At 47.5% G+C, this 23,748-nt stretch carries 18 protein-coding genes; 5 read left to right on the forward strand and 13 right to left on the reverse strand.

Annotated elements, in window-relative coordinates; translation table 11 throughout:
• Nucleotides 1-12: 12 nt before the first annotated feature.
• Nucleotides 13-420 carry a hypothetical protein gene (locus tag TBC1_RS16470; protein WP_062045676.1) on the reverse strand — a complete coding sequence of 136 codons (408 nt, stop codon included), beginning with the start codon at nt 418-420 and terminating at the stop codon, nt 13-15.
• A 76-nt stretch (nt 421-496) separates the two neighbouring features.
• Nucleotides 497-1,375: a universal stress protein gene (locus TBC1_RS16475; RefSeq protein ID WP_062045201.1), complete on the reverse strand. Its 879-nt coding sequence runs from the start codon at nt 1,373-1,375 to the stop codon at nt 497-499.
• 80 nt (nt 1,376-1,455) lie between these two features.
• On the opposite strand from TBC1_RS16475, the gene TBC1_RS16480 reads away from it, so the two are divergent.
• Both TBC1_RS16480 and TBC1_RS16485 read left to right on the forward strand, forming a co-directional pair.
• Nucleotides 1,456-2,343 (forward strand): nucleoside phosphorylase, encoded by an 888-nt coding sequence (locus tag TBC1_RS16480; RefSeq protein WP_062045203.1) that lies wholly within the window; start codon nt 1,456-1,458, stop codon nt 2,341-2,343.
• A 121-nt stretch (nt 2,344-2,464) separates the two neighbouring features.
• Complete coding sequence (locus tag TBC1_RS16485; RefSeq protein WP_062045205.1) at nt 2,465-3,340, forward strand: transglutaminase family protein; 876 nt, start codon at nt 2,465-2,467, stop codon at nt 3,338-3,340.
• 97 nt (nt 3,341-3,437) lie between these two features.
• Here the strand turns inward: TBC1_RS16485 and TBC1_RS16490 are convergent, their stop codons facing one another.
• Nucleotides 3,438-4,391 (reverse strand): phosphoribosylaminoimidazolesuccinocarboxamide synthase, encoded by a 954-nt coding sequence (locus TBC1_RS16490; protein ID WP_062045207.1) that lies wholly within the window; start codon nt 4,389-4,391, stop codon nt 3,438-3,440.
• A gap of 73 nt (nt 4,392-4,464) precedes the next feature.
• A complete protein-coding gene (locus tag TBC1_RS16495; RefSeq protein WP_062045209.1) occupies nt 4,465-6,189 on the reverse strand; it encodes an alpha-amylase family glycosyl hydrolase in 1,725 nt (574 codons plus the stop codon).
• 136 nt (nt 6,190-6,325) lie between these two features.
• Here TBC1_RS16495 and TBC1_RS16500 point away from each other — a divergent pair, with 136 nt between their 5' ends.
• From TBC1_RS16500 to TBC1_RS16510, 3 genes are all read left to right on the forward strand, one after another.
• The gene (locus TBC1_RS16500; RefSeq protein WP_062045211.1) at nt 6,326-7,561 is read left to right on the forward strand and encodes a PDZ domain-containing protein; all 1,236 of its coding nucleotides are present in this window, start codon (nt 6,326-6,328) and stop codon (nt 7,559-7,561) included.
• A 223-nt stretch (nt 7,562-7,784) separates the two neighbouring features.
• A complete protein-coding gene (locus tag TBC1_RS16505; protein WP_137305826.1) occupies nt 7,785-9,671 on the forward strand; it encodes a glycoside hydrolase family 13 protein in 1,887 nt (628 codons plus the stop codon).
• Nucleotides 9,672-9,726: 55 nt separating this feature from the next.
• Nucleotides 9,727-10,545, forward strand: coding sequence for a glycoside hydrolase family 25 protein (locus tag TBC1_RS16510; protein WP_137305828.1), 819 nt, complete (start codon nt 9,727-9,729; stop codon nt 10,543-10,545).
• A gap of 568 nt (nt 10,546-11,113) precedes the next feature.
• Here the strand turns inward: TBC1_RS16510 and TBC1_RS16515 are convergent.
• The 9 genes from TBC1_RS16515 to TBC1_RS16555 all read right to left on the reverse strand — a co-directional run bounded on the left by TBC1_RS16515 (nt 11,114) and on the right by TBC1_RS16555 (nt 23,375).
• The gene (locus tag TBC1_RS16515; protein ID WP_062045215.1) at nt 11,114-12,298 is read right to left on the reverse strand and encodes a MalY/PatB family protein; all 1,185 of its coding nucleotides are present in this window, start codon (nt 12,296-12,298) and stop codon (nt 11,114-11,116) included.
• Nucleotides 12,299-12,362: 64 nt separating this feature from the next.
• Entirely contained in the window at nt 12,363-14,960 is a 2,598-nt protein-coding gene (locus TBC1_RS16520; protein WP_062045217.1) for a tail fiber domain-containing protein, read from the reverse strand.
• A gap of 475 nt (nt 14,961-15,435) precedes the next feature.
• Entirely contained in the window at nt 15,436-18,150 is a 2,715-nt protein-coding gene (locus tag TBC1_RS16525; RefSeq protein ID WP_062045219.1) for a carbohydrate-binding protein, read from the reverse strand.
• Between the two features lie 200 nt (nt 18,151-18,350).
• The gene (gene rsxA / locus TBC1_RS16530; RefSeq protein WP_062045221.1) at nt 18,351-18,923 is read right to left on the reverse strand and encodes an electron transport complex subunit RsxA; all 573 of its coding nucleotides are present in this window, start codon (nt 18,921-18,923) and stop codon (nt 18,351-18,353) included.
• A gap of 30 nt (nt 18,924-18,953) precedes the next feature.
• The gene (locus tag TBC1_RS16535; RefSeq protein ID WP_062045223.1) at nt 18,954-19,535 is read right to left on the reverse strand and encodes an RnfABCDGE type electron transport complex subunit E; all 582 of its coding nucleotides are present in this window, start codon (nt 19,533-19,535) and stop codon (nt 18,954-18,956) included.
• Nucleotides 19,532-20,110, reverse strand: a complete 579-nt coding sequence (locus TBC1_RS16540; protein WP_062045225.1) for an RnfABCDGE type electron transport complex subunit G — start codon at nt 20,108-20,110, stop codon at nt 19,532-19,534. The genes TBC1_RS16535 and TBC1_RS16540 overlap by 4 nt, the downstream gene beginning before the upstream one ends.
• A complete protein-coding gene (locus TBC1_RS16545; protein ID WP_062045227.1) occupies nt 20,103-21,110 on the reverse strand; it encodes an RnfABCDGE type electron transport complex subunit D in 1,008 nt (335 codons plus the stop codon). The genes TBC1_RS16540 and TBC1_RS16545 overlap by 8 nt, the downstream gene beginning before the upstream one ends.
• A gap of 1 nt (nt 21,111) precedes the next feature.
• Nucleotides 21,112-22,443 (reverse strand): electron transport complex subunit RsxC, encoded by a 1,332-nt coding sequence (gene rsxC / locus TBC1_RS16550; protein WP_062045229.1) that lies wholly within the window; start codon nt 22,441-22,443, stop codon nt 21,112-21,114.
• A gap of 50 nt (nt 22,444-22,493) precedes the next feature.
• Entirely contained in the window at nt 22,494-23,375 is an 882-nt protein-coding gene (locus tag TBC1_RS16555; protein ID WP_062045680.1) for an RnfABCDGE type electron transport complex subunit B, read from the reverse strand.
• Nucleotides 23,376-23,748 lie beyond the last annotated feature (373 nt).

Consider the following 23,748-nt stretch of genomic DNA (forward strand, 5'->3'; position numbering starts at 1 on the left):
TGATATATTTATTTATTCGCCATATGGAATGTTGCCCGGGCGGGCAGGCACATCCTGTACTTCAAGGATTTCGATTACCACATAATTGCTCATTCCCCTCCAGGGTAACGGATGCAGAAACTCTTTGTAGCGCAATTCAACAAACCGGCCGCCACTGCGCTCCAGCACGGCAGCTATGCTGTCGTTGGTAATACTGAACTCAAATTCATTGCTTTGCATGGCCCCGGGCAAAGGCGTTTTAAAGCCTTCCTGAATCAACCGGCCCTCCCATGTTTTAAAAATATAGCCTTTTCTGACAACGAAATTGAGGGTGCCGGCCTTCACGCCTTCACCAAACACAAAGTAATACCTCCACCAGAAAAATATGGCAAGAAGGATAACGACAATAAACCCTGCAGTAAAAATGATCTTTCTTTTCATGGAATATGTTTTTGGATGAAGTCCGGCATAATACCTGCTCACCGGCAGCCATAAAGCAAATTTAATGAATTATCGGTTATTCCCCTGATAATTTAGCGGCAGTCTCTTTCGGGACCACAGACATTACCGGAATATCAGAACGCCGGATAAACTCCTGCGCACTTGAATCAACAAAGAACTCCACAATGGCCGATTCCTGCTGCGTCATAATGATTATAAGATCAATATCACCTTTTCCGTTAGCATAATCCAGCAGCGCAGAGACGATATCCTTTTCGCCGGCCTGCACTTCGAGTACTTCAGTTTCACAGATAATTCCTGCATTTTTAATCTGATCATGCACATTCTCCACTTGTCGCCGGATCTTTTCCCTGGATCTATCCTTCTGTTCCTGGCTCAGTGCAGCCACTACCCTGACATGAGCTCCGTAAATGCCGGCAAGTTTTATCGCCCATTTTACCTTCTGGCCGGTTTCGGCATGGTGATCAATGGGCAGCATGATGGTACGGCAGCCATCGTAGTGCATCCTTCCCCCAATAGTAATCACCGGGCAATGAGCCGACCGGATAACCCTGGACGTGTTGGCACCGGCCATTCGGTTGCTGTCGCGCACCGATGATTCCAGGCTTCTGGTTCCCATTACAATAAATTCAGCCCCCGTTTCCCTGGCAACATCCACGATCACGGAGTAAATTCTTCCGATCTCAAGTCTGACACTGATATCGACCCCGCTTTTAAAAGACATGTTGGCTGCTACCGCATCCATCTGGTCACTGATCTTTTCGAGCATTTCCTCATTTTGCTCCTGACTGAACAATGAGGACAGAAAACCCTGCTGTTCATGAACATACAACAGGATAATGCTGCTCTTGGTGTGCCGTGCCAGGTGGATGGCCTGGTCAAAAGCCAGATCGGTCTGGGGATCGAAATCGTATGGAACAAGTATGTTATTCATCGCTTCAGGATTATTGCCTACTTTTGTATTAACAATGCAAAGTTAAGTCTGTCACAGCAATAAACAAACAAACCTCCGGTATGGCTCAGATAGGTGCTTCAGAATTGATCATAAACCCCGACGGGAGTATTTATCATCTCAATCTTAAACCCGGCGAACTGGCGACTGACATTATCATAGTGGGCGATCCGGGCAGAGTACCATTGATTTCCAGGCATTTCGACCACATTGAACTCACACGCCAGAACCGTGAGATCTGCACCCACACCGGAAGTATCGGCGGAAAGAGAATTTCCGTTTTGTCGACCGGAATGGGAACCGACAATATTGACATTGTGCTCAATGAAATTGATGCCCTCTTCAATATAGACCTTAAAAAGCGGAAAGTCAGAAATAAGCATGTTTCGCTGAACATTATCCGTCTGGGTACATCGGGTGCCTTACAGCAGGATATCCCGGTTGATACGGCCATTGTTTCCACGCATGGTATCGGCCTTGACGGGATGCTGTACTATTACCTTGATTCACACTCAATAATTGACCATGAACTTACCAGGGCATTTATAAGTCAAACGCATTGGAATCGAAGTTTTCCTCAGCCTTATGTGGTGGAGGCATCTGACAAGCTCCTGAATACCATCGGCCGTAAATTCAACAAAGGGATGACTGCCACAGCGCCGGGATTTTATGGCCCCCAGGGCCGCAGGCTCAGGCTTGAAACAACACATCCGGATCTTAATCAGGCTATTGCCGGCTTTGAATATAACGGAATGAAGGTGGCCAACTTCGAAATGGAAACATCCGCCTTATATGGCCTGGGGAAGCTTTTAGGCCACCAGACGCTGACTATATGCGCCATTGTCGCCAACCGGGTGGCAAAACAATACAGCAAAGACTATCACAAAACCATGGAGCAGCTCATCGGCACGGTTCTGGAAGCCGTCAGGGATTTACCTCAACCTGGCTGAAACATGCGTACTGCGCCAAATTACTGACTGACAGAGAAAAAAATCTCAGGTGTGTTGATAAATTAACTGATCAGGCTGTAAAATTATGCCGATCTTTATACCTGAAAATCTATAACGGTTAATGGATCAGCCGCAAGATAAAGACCCTCAGCTCCAGGCCTTGATCAGTCTGCTCGACGAACCTGACCAGCAAGCATTTACACAGGTCCGTGACCGTATTTTTGCCTATGGGAGTCAGGCAGTTCCCTTGCTGGAGACTGCCTGGGAAAGCACCTTCGACAGCTACCTGCAGAAAAGAATAGAAGACATCATCCACAGCATTCAATACAACCAGCTTTATCTCGATCTCACTAACTGGGCACATTTCAGAAATGACAACCTGCTTGAAGGATATCTGCTCTTTACCCGCTATCAGTATCAGAATATGGATATTGAAGAAGTTAAAAGCCAGTTGCATGATATCAGACGGGATATCTGGCTGGAACTGAACAACAGCCTCACTGCCCTCGAGAAAGTAAAGGTGCTCAACCACATCATCTTCGACCTTCACAAATTTCAGCTGCCATCAAGGCAAACCACGGAGCCCCGTTATCTTTTTCTCAACAATCTCCTTGAAACCCGAAGTGGATATGCCATCTCCATCGGGATTCTTTATACCCTGCTGGCCCAGAGTCTTGACCTACCGGTACGCGGTATTCTGCTTCCGGGAGAACGGTTTGTAATGGCCTGGCTCGATGAAACAGAGAAATCACCTGAAGGACCGGCCAGGGTCATGTTTTACATCAATCCCGAGAACAAAGGCGGTATCTTTACCAGAAATGAAATTGTAACCCTGCTGCGCCGGCTCAAATTATCGCCTGACGATATGTTTTTCAGGCCGGTAGCCCCGAAGTATATCATCAGCAAAATGTTTGAACTGCTCTCCTATCTTCTGGCGGCTTCCGGCGAAGCTGAACGGGCAGGTGAAATTGAACACCTGAGGTCAGCATTGATCTGAAACGGTTACAAATCCCGGAATCACCCAATGTATAAAATAAAACCCGGATCAGACCAACAGCCTGAAATCCGGGGAAAAGCGATGCGCATCAAAAAAACTATCTGTAATAGGCAGTAATAAACTTCAGGATATTCTGTTCAACCCTGGTTAGTACATCAGAAATATCAGCCCGCTCAAATTTCGAACCGGTAATGCTTTCATAAAGCTCAATGTATCTTTCTGAAACCTGGTTCACAAACAGATCGGTCATTTCCGGCATTACCTGCCCTTCCTTACCCTGAAAATTATTGGCTATCAGCCATTCACGTACAAATTCCTTTGACAGTTGTTTCTGTGATTCACCGGCAGCCTGTCTTCTTTCATATCCCTCAAGGTAGAAATACCTTGAAGAGTCGGGAGTATGAATTTCATCAATCAGGTAAATTTCGTCTCCATCCTTTCCGAATTCATACTTTGTATCAACAAGGATCAGTCCCATGTGTGCGGCCATTTCAGTACCGCGCTTATACAACTTCCGGGTGTAGTCTTCCAGCTTAAGGTACTCTGCCTCATCAACCAGGCCCTGCTTAAGTATTTCCTCCCTCGGAATATCTTCGTCATGACCAACGGCTGCTTTGGTCGTAGGTGTAATGATAGGCTCGGGGAATTTGTCATTTTCCTTCATTCCTTCGGGCATAGGCACCCCGCAGATCATGCGCTTCCCCTCTTTATACTCCCGCCAGGCATGCCCCGACAGATATCCCCTGATAACCATTTCAACTTTGAATGGCTCGCAAAGGCGGCCCACGGTGACCATAGGATCGGGCGTAGCTATTTTCCAGTTCGGAAGAATGTCTTCGGTAGCGTCCAGAAACTTCGCGGCAATCTGGTTAAGCACCTGTCCCTTGTATGGGATTCCCCGGGGGAGCACTACATCAAACGCAGAAATCCGGTCTGTTGTTACCATTATAAGTAATTCATCCTTAATGTGATACACGTCACGGACTTTACCAACATAAAGATCGGTCTGACCGGGAAGTTTAAAACTGGTTTTTGTAATTGCGTTTGACATATCAATGATTATTAGGTTTAACAATAAAATGAATCTAAAGTCAACTTTTCCCGGACATGTAATTCCGGAAAAACTATGCGTCCATCCTGATCCACCGGAATCCATATGGCTCCAGTGCCAGCGGCATCTCAATTTCATCGCCGGAAAACATATCGTGGCCCTTTAGCTTCTCTGCGTTGATCTGATCAATTGTCAGACTGCTCCCGGCCAGGTTATTGAGTACAAGGATGCGCTCCTTCCCATAGGACCTGATGTAAGACAGCACCTGATTCCCGGCTTCCGGAGCATCAGAAACATTGACAGTGGCCCAGTTCAGGCTCCCCCTGCCGAAGGCCTGTACACCGCGCCTTACCTTCAGTTGCTCCCGGATAAGCGAATTAACTTTAAAGGTAAGTGACTCCTTATCGGCAAGTTCACTTTCAATTTTTTTCCATTGCATGGGCCCGCGCACGAAATAGCGGGTATCGTCTTTACCGGTTTCTTTTTTATAAAGCGCATAAAAGGCTTCATCATTTAACCGGGCGAACTCATCGCCGTAATAGATGATGGGTGTGCCGGGCAGGGTAAGCATAATGCTGTATGCGAGCCCTATCTTACGGTAATCCCTGTCGAGCAGTTCCGAAAGCCTGGCAGAAATCCCTTCTCCCACCCTGAAATCCCAGCGCGGATCTTTGCAATAATGCCCGTGAATCAGCGCGCGGTCTTCAGGCGTTACCATCTCAAGAGTGAGTTCATCGTGCAGGCGCAGAAACATAAACCACTGATTATCAATCCCAATTTCAGGAGTAATGGAAGGATGCAATACATGATGCACAGGCGTGGCATCGCCTGTTGCCAGAGACTTGAAAATCATGGGCATCAAAGGGAAATGATAGCCGGCATGACACTCATCGCCATTTCCGAAGTACCTGACCACCTCGGCCGGGGGCTGGCAGGCCTCGGCGAGCAGCAGGGTGTTGGGCCGCACATAATCAAGAACGGCCCTGAATATCTTGATGATGGTATGGGTTTTCGGCAGATTCTCACAATTTGTCCCGTCCTCTTTCCAGATATATGGAATTGCATCCGCCCTGAAGCCATCCAGTCCCTGGCTGAGCCAGAAAACAAGTATACGGCAGACCTCGATAAGCACTTCCGGATTCCTGTAATTCAGGTCGGGCTGAAACTCGAAAAAGCGGTGGAAATAATACCATTCCCCATCCTTTTCCCAGTTGCTGGGGCACATGCCTTTGAATAACAGCCTGGTTTCCTTGTATTTATTGGTGTCCTTATTCCAGATGTAATAATCGCGGTAAGGGTTGTCAGGACTTTTACGGGATTCGGTAAACCAGGGGTGCTCCTCCGAGGTGTGGTTCATCGCGATATCAAAGATCACTTTGATGCCCCTGTTGTGCGCCATTTTCAGAAAATCGCGGAAAGCACGCTGCTTAACCTCAACGGGCGTATCAGCCGGCAGACCCAACAAACCGGCCCTGATATTACGGTAATCCCTGATATCAAAACCCGCATCGCGCATGGGTGAATCAAGAATGGGCAACAACCAGAGACAATTGACACCCAGCTCCTGTAACTGATCGAGTTTCTCAACCAGCCCGTCAAAAGTATTGTTAAAAAAATCAACATACAGCGCATAAACTACGGCATCCTTATACCAGCCCTCCGGCTGAGGTTCAAATGCAAGGGCATTCCTGGCATGGCTCAGTTCGGCAAGCAGGATATCAAGGCCTGATGCATCAGTGGCATCAGGGTAAAGTTCATTCCATAAACCGCGGATAATATCAGAAGCAGCGCTTTTCATTTCAATTCAGGTTATTTGCATATAAAATGCTATACTGTTTTGCAAAATTAATTTTATTAAGCCTATTATCCCGACCCTTACACTTTTTTTTTATTTTCGTAGTGATCATAATTCTCAGAAACTTTGTCCGTACTCTGTGCAGCCAAAAACTTTATATAAACCTCTTTTATTACTCCTTTTCCTGATAAGCTGGACAGGAGTCCGCGGACAATTCAATTATTTCAGCCTTCCGGAAAAGAAAAATAAGGTGATCATTCCTTTCTCCAACTATGATAACCTTGTTGTAATTGAGTTGATCATCAATGATTCCATCCCGGTAAGGCTGCTGCTCGACAGTGGGGTTGAGGGGGTAATTATCACCGACAGGGGAATCACATCTTTACTGGAAAACCAATGCATCAGATCATTTATGCTGTCGGCTCCCGGCTCACCCGACATGTTGGAAGCCTGCGTAACACGTCCTTTTAAACTCAAAACAGGCCGGCTGAAACCTATGTTTACCAACCTTATCCTGTTGAGCGAAGATTACTTTTCCCTTGATCAGTATATTGGTTCCAAAGTTCACGGTCTGATCGGAATGGAAAAATTCAGGGATCTGGTTGTTACTACCAATTACGACAGAAATACCATCAGGTTTACCCGTCCCTCAGATTATTCCCCTCCGGCAAGATCAGAAATTATTCCACTCAGCATCAACCGGGGCAAACCATACATGACCGCCCGGGTTGAATTCGACAACGGCAGGATAATGGACCTCTGGCTGATGATCGACTCTGGGGCGAATCACCCTTTACTGCTTGAATATGACAGCCTTGACGGCTATAAGCCGGAAAAATACCTTGATGCCATCATCGGAAAGGGACTGGCAGGAAATATTCACGGGAGTTTTGCCAGAATCGGCTGGCTGATGCTCGGCAATTACCGGCTTGACAATGTAATAAGTTCTTTTTCTGATAGTTATATGCCATGGAACCTAAACACCAGGATGAATAGAAACGGAACGCTCGGGGCCGGAGCGCTGGGAAGATTCCGGGTTACATTTGACTTCAGCAACCAGCGGATGATCCTGCAAAAAGGCGCTAAGTTCAAACAGCCCTTTGAATACAATATGAGCGGAATTACCTTCAGGGCGTTGGGGGTCGGCTTCAGTATCTTTGAAGTGAGCGAAATCATCAAAGGCTCACCCGGAGATAAAGCCGGAATAAAGGTGGGAGATTTGTTGCTGTACATCAACGGAAAGCCCGTTTTCGGCCTCACGCTGGGTGATCTGAACCACATCCTCAGCACCAGGGAAGGCAATTTCGTAAGCATGGTTTTCTCCAGGGATGGCAAGGAAATCAGGACCAATATCAAACTCAGAAGGCTTATTTAAATAAGTTTTACAACCTTTCCCGGAATCATGCTGACAGATAAGCCAACCAGCTATAAAAACCAGCCAGCATCGCTATATATTTGTTTATTAAACATTTATAACAAAGGTTCTTGAAATCCCGTTAAACCGGAACGCCCCACCGGGCACGAGCCTCCATTTTTCTTATTTTTGCAGAAAGCCGGTGCAGCACGCTGCGCTGCTTACAATTGACAATCCAAAAGATATGAAAATAACCCGTTTCCCGCTTCGGCACCTACAGCAGGCATTACATTTTGCCTTCCTTCTGTTTATTGCATTCCCCGGCCCTGTTTCTGCACAGGTCATCCCGGAACTGCGCGTTGAACCTCCTTTCTGGTGGACAGGCATGAAAAACCCTTCGCTGCAACTGCTGGCCTATGGAAAAGATATTGCCGCCACTACCGTTAGCTTCAACTATCCCGGCGTAATACTGAGAGACAAGGTGAGTGTTGAAAATCCAAACTATCTTTTTCTGAACATTGAGATCGCCGCGGATGCAAAACCCGGAAAGTTTGTCATCTCATTTATGCGCAACCGCAAGGTGGCTTATCAATATTCCTATGAACTCAGGCAACGGAAAGAAGGATCGGCTGACCGCAAGGGCTTTTCTCCTGCCGATGTGATCTATCTGCTGATGCCCGACCGCTTTGCAAACGGAGATCCATCGAACGACAATATCCCGGGAATGCTCGAAACTGCCAACCGGTCAAATCCATCGGGAAGACATGGCGGCGACATTGCCGGAATATCGAAAAACCTGAATTACCTCAGTGACCTTGGAATCACTGCACTCTGGATCAACCCCCTGCTCGAAAACAATAACCCGGCCTATTCCTACCATGGTTATGCCATTACCGACTTTTACCGCATCGATCCGAGGCTGGGCACCAACGAAGATTATGTAAACCTGGTAAATGAAGCTCAGGCAAAAGGCATCAAGGTAATCAAGGACATGATTTTTAACCATTGCGGCATCAATCACTGGTTTATCAAAGATTTGCCGATGAGCAACTGGATTCACCGGTTTCCTGAATTTACCCGTTCCAATTTCAGGGCCGAAGCCTTATCAGATCCCTATGCCTCGGAATATGATAAAAACCGCTTGCTGCAGGGCTGGTTCGATACCAATATGCCGGACCTCGACCAACGCAATCCATACGTCACCAACTATCTGATTCAGAATTCCATATGGTGGATTGAATATGCCGGTCTCGACGGAATCCGGCTCGACACCCAGCCTTATCCATACAAGGAAATGATTGCAGAATGGGGGCGCAGGGTTTATGAGGAATACCCGGATTTCAGCATAGTCGGAGAAGCATGGCTGAACCAGGAAGGAATGCTTGCATATTATCAGAAGGATGCCATCATCAGCGATGATTACAATTCATACCTGCCCAGTGTAACAGACTTCCCGCTATACGAGGCTACGAAAAAAGCCTTTACTGAAAAAGAAGGGTGGACCGAAGGGATGGCCAGGCTGTATTATGTTTTTGCCCAGGATTTTCTTTTTTCAGATCCATACATGAAGGTGACTTTTCTCGACAATCATGATGTAAACCGTTACTTCAATACCATCAACAGAGACCTGTCTGCCATGAAAATGGCACTGACGTTTCTGCTCACCACGCGCGGCATTCCGCAGATCTATTACGGCACCGAGTTGCTGATGGACGGGGCTGAGCATAAAGGTCACGGCGACATACGATGGGATTTTCCCGGTGGCTGGAAAGGAGATTCAACCAATGCCTTTGTCCGCGAAGGAAGATCAAAGGACCAGAACGAAGTTTTCGACCACCTGAAGCAATTGCTGCGCTGGCGCAAATCGAGCAAGGCCATTGCCCGGGGCAGTCTCAGGCATTTTATCCCTTTCGACGGCGTTTACGTGTATTTCCGGATTGCCGGTGACGAAACCGTTATGGTATTGATCAACAACAGCAATGACGAGAAAACCATTGATACCGGCAGGTTCACCGAAGTAACTTCCGGATTTAACAACGCGCTGGACATCATGACCGGGCAGTCGTTCCCGCTTCACGGCAAACTGACCAGCAAAGGCAGGACTGCCATGGTTTTTGAACTGAAAAAGTAAGCGAAAGCGGACAGGGAATAAGCAGAAACTGCATTATTTAAAGAAAGACAGGATTGTGGTAGTTGCCCGGGCAGGTGGAAAGAGGAAAAAGGTTAATAAATCCAGACTATACCTTTATACTGGACTGCTTGCAGTATTTCTGATAGTGATGGCCCCGTTGTTTTTCCGTTATGGCCTTCCCCTGATTAAAAGCGGATTCTCATGGACGGAAGCGGAGCAATATCATAACCTGAAGAATTTTGGCGTACCCATTCCATCCGGATACAAAACCCATGGCATTGATGTCTCGCACCATCAGGGGCGCATCAACTGGGCCGAAGTTGCTGCCATGGAAGTAAACGGCATCAGGATCAGCTTCGCATTTCTGAAGGCTACCGAGGGGATCACCAGGCAGGACAGGCAATTTCAGCGCAACTGGGAAAAGGCCGGAGCGGCGGGTATGATGCGTGGTGCATACCATTTTTTTCATCCTTCGCGTGATGCTGCCAAACAGGCTGAGAATTTTATCAGACAGGTTAAACTGAAACCCGGCGACCTGCCACCCGTACTTGACATTGAAGTCAGCAACCGGCGTTCAAAAAAAGAAATTGTGGAAGGTGCACAGGAATGGTGCCGGCTGGTGGAAGAACATTATGGAGTCAAGCCGATCATCTATACCAGTCCCGGTTATTATGACAAATACCTGGCCGATGATTTTAAGGATTACCCGCTGTGGATCGCGCATTACCACGAGGACCTGCCCCGCATGCACCACCGCAGGTGGCAGTTCTGGCAGCATACCGACAAGGCTACCATCAACGGCATCAAGGGAGAGGTGGATCTGAATGTCTTTAACGGCAGCCTTTCAAAGCTCAGGAAATTGTGCATTGAATAAGCATAATGATGTTGCCCCATCACCCGATAGGCTTTTATTCCTGAAGGTGCGATTAAGCATCTCCGGTGCTTTTATCCGGGTGGCCCGATGGCAGAATACTCTTTCAGAACATCCGACCCCTCCTGGGTCGTTTATTCATTTTATGCCAACGTTTTCTATACACCCATGACTCCTCCGGAGTCATAGGTATAGTCAGGTTAGTACGTCACGACCTCAGCAGGAGCGTATGTTGTTCCCGGATGGTCTTGGCTCCGCGGTTCCGGATGGTCCCGGCTGCATGGTTCCCGGTGGTCTCGTACCGATGGCTATCGGTACGAGACCACCATACCTGCGAGCAGTACCGATAGATATCGGTACAAGACCACCATACTTTCAACCAGAGCCAGGTCCTCCATTCTATCGGTACAAGACCACCATACTTTCGGGCAGAGCCAGGTCCTCCATACCTCCGGAAATTCCAATTGCAAACTTTTTCCGACCCCGGAGGGGTCGCATGTGTATAGAAACAACAGATAAAGAAAACAAACCGGCCCCGGAGGGGTCGTATTTTTTTAGAGGTATATCTCCATTATCCTTCCGACATTCTCTTGCACAGGGCGTGTTTCAATTGTTCCAGCGCTCTCATCAGAACCGGCCTCGGGCATGCCAGGTTCATGCGCATATAGCCATCGCCGCCCGGGCCGAATTGGGTGCCTTCGTTCAAACCGAGCCCGGCCTCTTCAATCATAAACTTTTTAAGTTCTGCATCGCTCATCCCGGTTTGACTGAAATCAAGCCAGGCCATATAAGTGGCTTCGGGGCGTATAACCTTTACCTGCGGAAGATGGGTTTCAGCAAATTCAATCAGGGTGTGAATATTTCCATCAATGTAATCCAGAAGTTGTTCCAGCCATGCATCTCCATGCGTATAGGCGGCCTCTGCGGCTACGTTGCCGAAGAGATTGCCCATTTCAATGTGCAGGCCGTCGAGAACTTTGCGAAACCTTTTCATCAGCGAAGGATTGCTGATAATGACCAACGAAGTCGCCATTCCGGCAAGGTTAAAGGTTTTGCTGGATGCAACCATGGTAACGGTTTTTGCCGCGATCTCCGGCGAAAGGGATGCCAGCACCGTATGATGAAATCCCCGGTTTACCAGATCGCAGTGAATCTCATCGGAAATCACCAGCACATTGTATTTCAGGCAAATATCAGCCATCCGCTTCAGTTCATCCGCCCTCCAGGCGTTTCCGGCCGGGTTATGCGGATTACTCAGAATCAGCATACGGGCACCATCACGGCATAACTGTTCAAGGTTTTCATAATTCATCCGGTAACGGCCGTTTTCCATAATCAGCTGATTATAAACCAGTTTGCGGCCATGATTTTTCACGGCATCGAAAAAAGGAAAGTAGACGGGCGGCTGAATGATAACCTTGTCGCGACGGCGGGTAAATGCCAGCACCGCCATGTTCACCGCAGGAACAATGCCCGGTGAAAAGGCAATCCATTCGCGCTCTGTCCGCCAGTGATGGCGACGTTGAATCCAGGCGGTCAGGGCATCGAAACAGGAATCAGTCCGGATGGAGTACCCCAGCACTTCGTGCGCTGCCCGTTCCCGGATGGCATCCATTACAAAATCAGGCGTCCGGAAATCCATATCGGCCACCCACATGGGAATGACCTCGTCATTTCCGAAGAAAAACTTACGCAGATCGTATTTAACGCAAGCCGTATTGCCACGTTCAATAATTTCGTCAAAGTTATATTGCATCTTCAAAGCCGGAAAGATTATTAGCGGGTGCTAAATTAACCATTCCGGCAATAGAAGCCCTGCCTTATCTGGATTCAAGCATTTCGATCCGTCTTATCAACTGATCAATTTGTTGCTGCTGTGCTTCGATAATCTTTTGCTGTTCCTGAAAGGCCTTCACAATAGGTGGAATAAATTCACCGTACCGCAGATTGTACAGTCCACCCTGGCTTTTTGGCGCATCAATCCCGCTGAAATTGTATCCGATTGATAGTGCGGCATCTTCAACTTCCTGCGCAATAAAGCCGGTGTACACGATCGTTTCCTTTTCCTGCACAGCTTTCAGCTCTTCAGCCGAAGGAAAGGATGGCTGTTCATTTTCACGTAAATCCCGGGAATTCCGGTTATCCAGATAATCGTTCAGGGAAGTGACATTAAGGGTATAGGTCACAGGGCGCAGCAATTTTACAAACTCAATTCCAGGGACATTTTCACGGACATTTTTCTTATATCGTCCATCCGAAAAATTGCTCCAGCCGGTAAATCCGCCAATGCTGGTAACACTGCTATTCCCGATAACCACCCTGTTGGAAGCAGTGGCCCTCGCATTGTAACCGATGGCAGTGCAATTGGTGTAGCCATCTGCATCCGGATAGGCCAATGCGCCGACAAAGGTGCCAAAGGACGCGGGGTGAAAATCTCCCGCCGAATAACCCAGACTGGTGTTATAGCTCGAGGTACTGTAATAGGATGAATATTGTCCGACAGCAGTATTGTATCCGCCCGAAAGGTTCATGTATAATGCCGAATAACCCAGTGCTGTATTTCTGCTACCGTTACTTAGAGTCCAGGAAGCATTATTACCGATGGCTGTATTGAATTCACCGGTTAAATTTGAGTACAATGCCTGATCTCCGATGGCAATGTTATAGGATCCGGTAGAATTGGTAATCATAGACAAGTGGCCCAGGGCCGTATTGTGATGACCATAGGTGTTATTTCTCATCGACTGGCTTCCGATGGCTGTATTGTAATAGCCATAGGTGTTTTCCTGAAGGGTTTTTGAACCTACGGCCGTGTTGTGGGTAGCATGATACGTAAGGGTCGCATCGGTTTCATTCCGGTAAAGCGCCGAATCACCGATCGCAACCAGGTTGCTGCGACCGGAACTGTAGTACAGGGCCCTGGCCCCGATAGCAACGTTAGAACAGCCGCTCGTGTTGCTGTATAAACTTCTAACGCCCACTGCAACATTAGAATTGCCTGTAATATTGTTGGGCAGCGAATAATACCCGAACGCAGCGTTGTAGTCTCCTGAAACATTATCATAACCTGCATAACAACCGACAGCCGTATTATAATCAGCACTATCGGAATAATTGAGCGCAAAAGTGCCCACTGCAACATTGTAAATTCCTTTACTATTGGCAGTCAGTGCCCTGTTTCCGACTGCCACATTATAATATCCTGTTGTGTTTGAATACAATGTCCGGTAACCAACTGCTGTATTTGCTGTCCCTGCAATGTTATTGTATAGCGACCAGTAACCTACAGCCGTATTGCCTTCGGCGCTTGTATTTGAAAACAATGCCTGAAAGCCCATAGCTGTATTCGACATTCCGGTAGTGTTCGTGTATAATGACTGATAACCGGCAGCTGTATTCTGAAATCCGGTAGTGTTGCTAAACATTGCTTTCGACCCGACCGCCGTATTTCTGGTACCGTGAACAGTGACAGTTGCATTGGTTCCATTATTATACAATGCCGAATCCCCGACCGCTACAAGATTATTTCTCACAGTGTTCTGGCGCAGCGCCCTTATGCCGATGGCTGTATTTGAGTAACCAGAAGTATTGCTATACATAGCATTGTAACCAATGGCTGTGTTATTATGGCCTGAGATGTTGGAATACATTGTTCCATAGCCAATTGCGGTATTCGTACAGCCAGAGGTATTGCTATATAACGGCACATATCCAATACCAATGTTACCTTCGCCTATGGTATTCGAAAACAACGCTTTATCGCCAACGGCAGTATTGTAGCGTCCGGTATTCTCAGCCGGGGTTGCGCTGCCTCTCAATGCTTCACAGCCAATGGCTGTATTGAAAGTTTCTCTGCCGGTGGTCCGGTCATCGGCATAAAACATGGCATAATAGCCCAAAGCAGTACTCCGGCTGTTGGCTTTATTGTTATAAAGGGCCGAATAACCCAGCGCGGTGGAGTTCATTCCGGTTGTGTTCAGCGCAAGTGCCAGATAACCCAGCGAGAGATTATGCTGTGCTCTTTCTATCCTTCCGGCAAATGCGCTATTAATGCGAAAGTTGAGCGGCATATCGTCGGTTGTGCCGATAAAGTTAGATGGTGAGGATGTTCCCGCATTCCCGGTGATCGACCAGCCGAAACCTGACCCTACATAGACCCACGCGGGACTTGCCGGGGTACCGGCATTGTAATAAAAACCCGGTAAACTGTTCGTCTGATAAACCAGCAAACCGGTAGCCGGGGAGGCAATGGCATTTCGCTGGGTAAATGTCATGCGCGGAATCAGCAAACCGCTGCTTGTTGATTTAACATCCAGCATGGCTGAAGCGTCGGGATTTGCGCCATCGGTGTTGATGGCTACCTGGGAATAGAGACTTATTCCCGGTACCAGCAGAAGAAATAATATCAGCTTTTTCATTGGAATAAGGATTTATGTTAGTGCTTTAAGTGAATAAAATCAGCAAGAGCTATCTCTTAAAGAAAAAATTCATAAACCGGAAGTATGGAAGGCGGGTAGCAATCTGGCGGAATCCCGGGTAAAAGGGAGAGCTGAGAATAAAGGTGTAATATACATCATTTTATCAACATTTACAAATTTCGAAGAGATTAAAATTGCTGGATCATCTGCCGATTGATCCGCCACAACCGGCAATATGATTTTTACCCGGACAAAGTATTTCGCAATGCTTAAACGATTAAGTGTTTGTAATCAGCACAATAAGAATTGTACTGAACAAACATTTAACGGGGATTGCCCATATAGATTCAAAAGTTCAGCCCTGGCGGGCTTAGTAATGATCAGTCCGGGCTACAAACTTCAGGAAGGTATCACAGGCAATTATTGCCCTGCTTATGCATAAGTGGTATTTAAAGGCTATATAGCGAAGGAAAGGTTAAATACGGTCATTCATCAGGACAACCCTGGCTGTTCCGGTTTTTGTGGTACTGAGCATACGGATGATATACATTCCGGAGGGAAGATGGCTTAAATCCAGATCCATCCTTTGCAGGCCACCTTCAAGGGCGCTATGGTATACCTCCTGACCTGCCATATCCGTTACCTGCAGGAGAACTTCGTTCATAGCGAAGTCAGCTAAATCAATTTTGAATATTCCGTTCCCGGGATTCGGATAAACAATCAGACGGTTTTTCATGTCTATTTCACCGGTTCCGGCAGGTTTGGCAATGTTGAACCAGTTGATGTTATACTCTCCCGCAAATGAATATAGCCTGAGCCTGAGGTTTCCGGCAGGCAGGTTTACGGAAACGTTTTGATTTTCCCAGTTCTGCCAGCCGCCGGTCGCTGAAACGTTCATAGAGCCATAAGTCTGGAAACTCCCTCCGGATGAAGCCCGGATGCTGATGATTCCATTGGAATACTGGGAAGCAATCCGGAACAGCATCTGATATTCACCGGCTTCCGGCACCTTAATCAGATAATCAAGATAGTCCCCGTTATTGGCGAATCCCACATTGTAACCACCACCGGCATCGGTACAATTCTCAAGCTGAAATCCGTTATTAAAATAAAAATCCTCCGCTTCTATGCGCGCCGGCAACAGATAACGCCGGGGAAGGTTATTTTTAACGTTCATGTCAGAAAAGTGCTCCAACGGTTGTATTCCATTCATGATTCCGCTTCCGGTATAGCTTATCTTAACCTGCTGTCCATATTCCACAGGAGTTTCAGGCACCAGCACCAGCCTTGCCGGCTGACCGGGAACAACCGTGACTGAAGATATTCCCGTCTGTTGATCTGATATTTTTAAGGTAAAATCATCCGGAACAGCACTCATTTCAGTGATTTCCTTGTTGAGCGTGATGATTATTTCCTGACCGGATTCAGTGGTTTCGGCATAAATATATTTGAAGGGTACCGCGCTGACCGGCACCGGATTATCAAATATAAACAGGTTGATGTTTGAGCCTCCCCTTTCGAAATAAAGCCTGATTTTGTGGGTTCCTTCCGGGATGATTACGTCATTCACCACATTGGATGTCCATGTGTTAATTGAACCTGTGTTGGGCAGGGTAAGCGGGCTGATAAGATCTGTTCCGTTGATGGTAAATCTTATAATCCCTGTCTGGGCGCTGTTGGAAGCCGAACGGATCGTCAGTCTGTAGGCGGCAGCACTATCCGCATCTAAAGTATATTGCAGCCACTCCCCTGTTTCGGTCCACCGGATATTGAAACCATTTCCGCCTGCAAATAGATCACTGCATTCGTCAATGTCCACCCCGTCATTGCGGTAAACCCAGCCCTGGTTCCAGTTGGTATAACTGCCTGTATTCAGATGGTAATTGGCTGAATCGGCATCCTTATAAGCAAAGGAACTCCGGCCAAGATCATAATTAACGGCGTGAACCGGTTCGCCGGGTTTATACACCCTGAAAGGCAGTGTTTCGTTTGTATATGGTTGCCGGATCATAGCGTCAATCACATCCCTTTTTACCATACAATTTTCAATCCGGTGATTGTCTGCCCATTCCATCACGGCCTCAAAAGCCTGCTCAGCCGTGAGCACAGGGGTACCGAACCTCCAGTAGCTGATCAGGTTGTTATAATTCTGGCTCTCCGGTACCTGAAGCACATTGTTGATCCCGGCCTTTTTCACCGGCCACCACGACCATCCGATCCTGTTTTGCTCGCAAAGGGCAATAAGACCAGTGAACCAGCTGTTGGAGTTTTCGCCTGATTCACCCAGCCAGGTTGGCACATTCCAGGTATTCCTGAGGTTAATGATCCAGCTGATATCATTCTGGGTATTGTAAGTCCAGTATTTATGAAAACTGTAGACCATATTATTATCCCACGGAGGCGTGAGCCCTGTATAATCATTGGCGAACCAGTTGCCTTCTATGATGATCATGTGGTTCTGATCCACCGCCCGGATGGCATTGGTAATTTCACCGTAAAGCTGTCTGAGCAGTGTTCCGCCGGGCAGTTCCCAGTTGGGTTCATTGATCAGGTCATAGCCGCCTATCCAGGGTTCCTGGGCATAACGTTCGGCCAGCCTGGCCCACAAAGCCACGGTTTTCCTTCTGTTTTCGGCACTTTCCCATAGCGAAGGCTTAGCAGGATCGTAATCCGAGATATTGGCATCTTTGCCCTGCCCGCCGGGTGCCCCGTGCAGATCGAGGATCAGGTACATCTGATTGTCGCCGCACCAGTCTAACAGGCTGTCGATCCGCACAAAACCTTCTTCAAACCAGGTGTCCTGTCCGGCTACCGGCTCATCCTCTATAGGCAGGGTGAACCATTTGTAATGCATGGCTACCCTTACACTGTTGAAACCCCAGGCTTTCATGCTGTCCACATCGGCACGGGTAAAATGATTGTCGAGCCAGGTTTCATAGAATTCTTCAGTTAGTTCAGCACCAATGGTTTGCGTCAGTTTATTCCTGAATCCGGTATGTGTGCCGGCTACCTCGGCCGATTTCATCATATAACCCTCCATCAACAGCCAGTTACCGGTGCCGATGCCGCGGAGTATCACCTCCTCTCCTGCCCCGTTATAGATATACTTTCCTGAAGTATGAAGAAAACCCTGGGCAGTAATTCCGGATGATACCAGTGAAAAAACAAACAAAAACAAGAACCTGATCATATTACAACTTTCTAAAGTAACAATTTTAATTACAGCAACTTAAACTCTTAATGCTTCAACCCGGATTTGGATTTCACCTCAGGTCGCCTTGCAAAGATAATCAATAACACTCAGGATAGTGTAATTAATACACCTACCCGGGCAAATATGAAAAAACCCGGCAAATCCGGGCTTTTGCAATGATATATTCTTCTTATTGGTTATACAAGACCGGCAAAACCCATAAATGCCAGGGAGAGCAGCCCGGCAACTACCAGGGCAATGGGCACCCCGCGCATTCCTTTGGGAACACCCATAAGTTCCATATGCTCACGGATACCGGCAAAAATTACCAGCGCAAGGGTAAAGCCAATTGAAGTGGCCACAGTGAACACTACGCTCTCAAGCAGGTTAAGGTTCTTCTGAATAACCAGAATGGCAACACCCAATACGGCACAATTAGTGGTGATCAGCGGGAGATAAATTCCCAGCGCCTGATAGAGGGCAGGACTGACCTTTTTAAGAATGATCTCAACCATCTGCACGAGAGCAGCAATAATCAGAATATAGCTGATGGTCTGAAGAAATCCCAACCCCAGCGGGACCAGAACAAACTGATAGACCAGGTAGGTAACCAGGGTGGCAAGTGTCATTACAAACACCACCGCCCCCCCCATCCCGAGTGAGGTTGAGAGCTTGTTGGAAACGCCCAGAAACGGACATATTCCCAAAAACTGCGCAAAAACGATGTTGTTGACAAAGATTGCCGAAATGATGATGATGATGTATTCCATAATCTCTTTCTTTTGTATAAAACCCGTTAACTACGCCTTATTCAATTTATTTATCAGTGCGATCAGGTAACCAAGTGCGATAAAAGCACCCGGTGCGAGCACAAACACCAGAATAGTATCGCCCTGGATAAATTTAATCCCGAACAGGGCTCCACTACCCAGGATTTCGCGGATGCCACCCAGCAATGTCAGGGCGAAGGCAAAGCCCAGACCCATACCGAGCCCGTCGATCATGGAAGAAAATACATCGTTTTTGGAAGCAAAAGCCTCAGCCCGTCCCAGCACGATACAGTTCACCACGATCAGGGGAATAAAAAGTCCGAGTTGCTCGTGCAAGGCAGGTACATATCCGGCCATCACCAGGTCAACGATGGTAACAAAGGATGCAATAACCACAATAAACGAAGGGATACGCACCTTGTCGGGAATGATGTTTTTCATCAGCGAAATCACCACGTTGGCCATCACAAGAACAAAAGTGGTGGCCAGACCCATACCCAGGCCATTAATGGCCGAAGTGGTAACCCCCAGAGTCGGACACATTCCGAGCAGCAGCACCAGAACCGGGTTGTTCTTTATAAATCCTTTGGAAAAATTCTGCATCTGGTTCATTTCTCTCCTCCTTCCGTTTTAACTGCATCATAAGCCCGCTGAACGCCGTCGCAAAAAGCCCGGGAGCTGATGGTTGCCGCCGTGATGGCATCCACCTGTCCGCCGTCTTTTTTTACTTTCAGTGTAAATGATTCAGGATTCTGATTTTTAAACTGTTCGGGGAATGACGATTTCGAGGCATCCATTTTGTCGCCCAGTCCGGGGGTTTCAGTATGTTTCAGCACGGCAGTATTGAAGATGGTGCCATCGGGAAGAAACCCTATCATTAATTGCACTTTTCCTCCAAAACCTTTATCGCTGTATGTTTCAACTGCATATCCCACAACCTCGCCACCCGAAATGGCTTTATTGATCACCACAGGATCACCGCCATCTGCAGGGGTAACAGTTACCGGCTCAAGCTGCTCAAATTCAGGCACTACCTGTTTGATGGCTGCTTCCTTTTTCAGTTGCTGCGCTTTGGCGATAGGATCTTTGGTCAGATTATAAACCGCACCCAGTGCAAACGAAGCTACCAGGGAGATGCCCAGCAGCACAAGCACCATATTTTTAAAAGTTGATTCCAGTTTAGCCATTTTTCACTACCTCCCCGAACCTTTTGGGTTTAAATGCATTGTTGATCAACGGTGTAAAAGCATTCATAATCAGAATGGCAAAAGAAACACCCTCGGGATATGCGCCCCATACCCTGATCATTATAGTAAGCAATCCGGCACCGATGCCAAAAACGATCTGCCCGCGCGGTGTCATGGGCGAAGAGACCATATCGGTGGCCATGTAGAAAACGCCGAGTATCATACCTCCGGCCAGCAGGTGCATAGCCGGGTCAATGTAGTGCGAAGGGTCAATCAGCCAGAAAATGCCGGAAAAAATGACTGCTGAACCGATATAAGCAGTTGGAATGTGCCAGGTAATGATTTTGCGCGAAAGCATATATACGGCTCCCAGAAGCAGGGCAATGGCGGAAATTTCACCAAGTGAGCCGCCCTGGGCTCCCAACAGATCATTGATATAACCAGGGAAGTCAGGGGATGCCATGATTTCCTGAACAGTTTTTCCCGCATTCAGGCCTTCCTTGAGCACTCCCAGCGTTGTCGGGCCTGTAATGGCATCTGTTAATCCTGAGCCAAAAAGCCCCTTTGGCAATGGCCATGAGGTCATCTGTACCGGGAATGAAATCAGCAGAAATACACGACCCACCAATGCCGGATTAAATGGATTTTTTCCAAGCCCCCCGAATGACATCTTACCAATGCCTATCGAAACCAGTGCACCAATGACCAGTATCCACCAGGGAAGATTGGATGGCACGTTAAAAGCAAGCAACACACCCGTTACCAGGGCACTGCCATCATTGATGGTAACAGGGCCCTTTATCAGGTACTTCTGAATGACCCATTCAAAGAAAAGGCAGGCGGCCACCGAGATGAAAATGACCCGCGCAGCATCCAGTCCGAAGAAATAGAGTGAAACGAAAATGGCTGGGATCAGGGCAATCACCACACCATACATAATGGATTTTACACTTTGCTGTGTGTGAACATGGGGTGATCCCGAAACTGTGAGTAAGTTCATATTATTTCTTCCCCCGATTTCTGATGAGTATTCCGGTTTTATTTTTACCCAGCCTTAGGTAGTCGAGCAATGGCCGGCCGGCCGGGCAGGTATAATGGCATGAACCACATTCAATGCAGTCCATGATTCTTTCCTTTTCTGCGCGTTCGAACAACTGGTTTTCCGACAGCTGAGCCAGCAATACAGGCTCAAGCCCCATCGGACAGGCCGTGATACAGCGGCCACAGCGGATACAGTTGAGGGCAGCCGCCCGTTTCGATTCGGCACCCTTCATGATCAGAATGCCGGATGTGCCTTTTACCACCGGAACATCAAGTGATGTCAGGGCTTTCCCCATCATTGGGCCGCCACTGATCACTTTTCCCGCATCTTCGGGCAAACCACCGGCAAATTCCACCAGTGCGCTTACCGGCGTACCAATGCGGACAAGCAAATTCGACGGTTTTGCAACAGACTTCCCGGTAACGGTTACCACCCGGTCGATCAGCGGCTTGTTTTTCTGAACCGCTTCATAAACAGCCAGTGCAGTGCCTACGTTATTCACCACGCAACCCACTTCGATCGGAAGTTTTCCCGAAGGAACTTCACGGTTAAGAACGGCTTTGATCAACTGCTTTTCTCCGCCCTGCGGATATTTTACCTTCAGGGGAACAACCTCAATTCCAGGATGCTTCGAGCAGATCACGCTCAGGTGCACGATGGCATCCTGCTTGTTTTTCTCTATTCCTATAAAAGCCTTGTTCACGCCAAGGGCTTTCATCAGAATTTTAACGCCGATGATCATTTCTTCCCCCCGCTCAAGCATCAGCCGGTGATCCGAAGTGAGGTAAGGTTCACACTCCACCCCGTTGATCAGCAGGTACTCGGCCTTTTTTCCATCCGGGACCATCAGCTTGACATGCGACGGAAAAGTTGCACCGCCAAGGCCAACCACACCCATCTCGTTAATCTTACGGATGATTGTATCCCGGTCAGGGAGTATATCATGGATAATTTCAGGTGAACGGTCAATTCCTTCCTCCCATTCATCCCCTTCCACGTCAATGTAAACAGCCTGACGTTTATATCCCGAAGTATCAATTACATCGTCTATTTTGGTGACTTTTCCGGAAACGGATGAATGAACATTGGATGATATAAAGGATTCCCCTTTGGCAATGATTTGTCCTGTCCTCACTACGGCGCCTTTTTCCACCACCACTTTCGAGGGGGCTCCGAGGCTTTGGGAAACAGGGATACAGACTTTTGCCGGCAAAGGGAGAACTTCAATGGCTTCAGCCGCAGAAATTTTATTTTCTTCCGGGTGAACTCCGCCAAGTTTAAAAGTTTTCAAATTATCTCCTCCGCGTATTGGTTTATAACTTGTTAACGACTGTAGAATGGCTAGCCGGCTGTAACAGGTTCGGCAACCTTTTCCGTTCCGGGTTCACCGGGCTTTTCTTTCCGCAACGGGAAGTTGGTCTCAAGAATGGCCCCGGTAGGACACACGGGAGCGCACTTGCGGCAAAGCCTGCATTTATCGTAATCAATGTAAGCCAGATTATTCTGCATCGTAATGGCATCATATGGACACTCCTTTACACATTTGCCGCAGCCGATACAGGCAACACTGCAGTTTTTCTTCGCCGGTCCGCCTTTTTCAGTATTCACACAGGAAACAAAAATCCTCCTGTCTTTTTTTCCTTTTTTCCTGAGTTCAATGATTTTGCGAGGACAAGCCGTAACACAGGCGCCGCAGGCCACACATTTCTCATCACTAACCACAGGAAGCCCGGTTTCAGGGCTGATATAAATCGCATCGAATTTACAGGATACCACACAATCGCCCAGGCCGAGACAACCATTCGGACAACCGCTTTCGCCTGCCGATAGTGCATGGGCAAAAGCACAGGATTCAGCGCCGTCGAAGATTACCTTCTGAGGGGCGTTAATCCGGCTTCCGTTACAACGTACCACGGCAATCATCGGTTCTTTCTCTTCAGCCTCAAGCCCGAGCACCGACGCTATTTGTTTCATGGTATCGCTGCCGCCAACCGGACAGTTCAGCTTCGATAAATCCCCTGTTTTTACCAGTTCTTCCGCAAATGCACGGCAACCGGCCAGACCACAGCCTCCGCAATTGGCACCTGGCAGAATTTCGTTGACAACATCTATCCGGGGATCCTCAATAACTTTGAATTTCTGAGCGACAAAATAAAGAATTACCGCAGAGGCAACTCCGATGGCGCTCAGTGAAAGTACGGCAAATAATACGGTTTCGTTCACTGTCAGCTCTTTTAGGTGCAAATTATTCCGTGTTCATTTACCCGCTAAGGCAGAACGTGACAAATGTAGCAACAAAAAAAAAACAGACTACAGCAAATCTATAAAATTAAATACATTCCATTTATTTGATTATCAATTCATTACCTATATATAAAATTTAACCTGACTAAACAGACATATTCTTATAAACTGATTTACAAGTATATCCGATTTTGTTTAGAATTACTATAAATTACATCAGGTTGTGAACAAAACCCGGTTCTTACATTGACTTGTACAGGTATATCACAAATAATAGCTGATATTCAATCCATTACAAATCCAATTCAGCATCAGCAGTATTCATAAAACAGTCTGGAAAAACTGATAACCG

The organism is Lentimicrobium saccharophilum (genome assembly GCF_001192835.1).
GTDB classification, from domain to species: domain Bacteria; phylum Bacteroidota; class Bacteroidia; order Bacteroidales; family Lentimicrobiaceae; genus Lentimicrobium; species Lentimicrobium saccharophilum.

Bases quoted from the DNA above. Each gene is read 5' to 3' on its own strand.
- TBC1_RS16470 (WP_062045676.1), bottom strand. From the start codon at position 420: ATGAAAAGAAAGATCATTTTTACTGCAGGGTTTATTGTCGTTATCCTT.
- TBC1_RS16475 (WP_062045201.1), bottom strand. From the start codon at position 1,375: ATGAATAACATACTTGTTCCATACGATTTCGATCCCCAGACCGATCTG.
- TBC1_RS16480 (WP_062045203.1), top strand. From the start codon at position 1,456: ATGGCTCAGATAGGTGCTTCAGAATTGATCATAAACCCCGACGGGAGT.
- TBC1_RS16485 (WP_062045205.1), top strand. From the start codon at position 2,465: ATGGATCAGCCGCAAGATAAAGACCCTCAGCTCCAGGCCTTGATCAGT.
- TBC1_RS16490 (WP_062045207.1), bottom strand. From the start codon at position 4,391: ATGTCAAACGCAATTACAAAAACCAGTTTTAAACTTCCCGGTCAGACC.
- TBC1_RS16495 (WP_062045209.1), bottom strand. From the start codon at position 6,189: ATGAAAAGCGCTGCTTCTGATATTATCCGCGGTTTATGGAATGAACTT.
- TBC1_RS16505 (WP_137305826.1), top strand. From the start codon at position 7,785: ATGAAAATAACCCGTTTCCCGCTTCGGCACCTACAGCAGGCATTACAT.
- TBC1_RS16515 (WP_062045215.1), bottom strand. From the start codon at position 12,298: ATGCAATATAACTTTGACGAAATTATTGAACGTGGCAATACGGCTTGC.
- TBC1_RS16520 (WP_062045217.1), bottom strand. From the start codon at position 14,960: ATGAAAAAGCTGATATTATTTCTTCTGCTGGTACCGGGAATAAGTCTC.
- TBC1_RS16525 (WP_062045219.1), bottom strand. From the start codon at position 18,150: ATGATCAGGTTCTTGTTTTTGTTTGTTTTTTCACTGGTATCATCCGGA.
- rsxA (WP_062045221.1), bottom strand. From the start codon at position 18,923: ATGGAATACATCATCATCATCATTTCGGCAATCTTTGTCAACAACATC.
- TBC1_RS16535 (WP_062045223.1), bottom strand. From the start codon at position 19,535: ATGAACCAGATGCAGAATTTTTCCAAAGGATTTATAAAGAACAACCCG.
- TBC1_RS16540 (WP_062045225.1), bottom strand. From the start codon at position 20,110: ATGGCTAAACTGGAATCAACTTTTAAAAATATGGTGCTTGTGCTGCTG.
- TBC1_RS16545 (WP_062045227.1), bottom strand. From the start codon at position 21,110: ATGAACTTACTCACAGTTTCGGGATCACCCCATGTTCACACACAGCAA.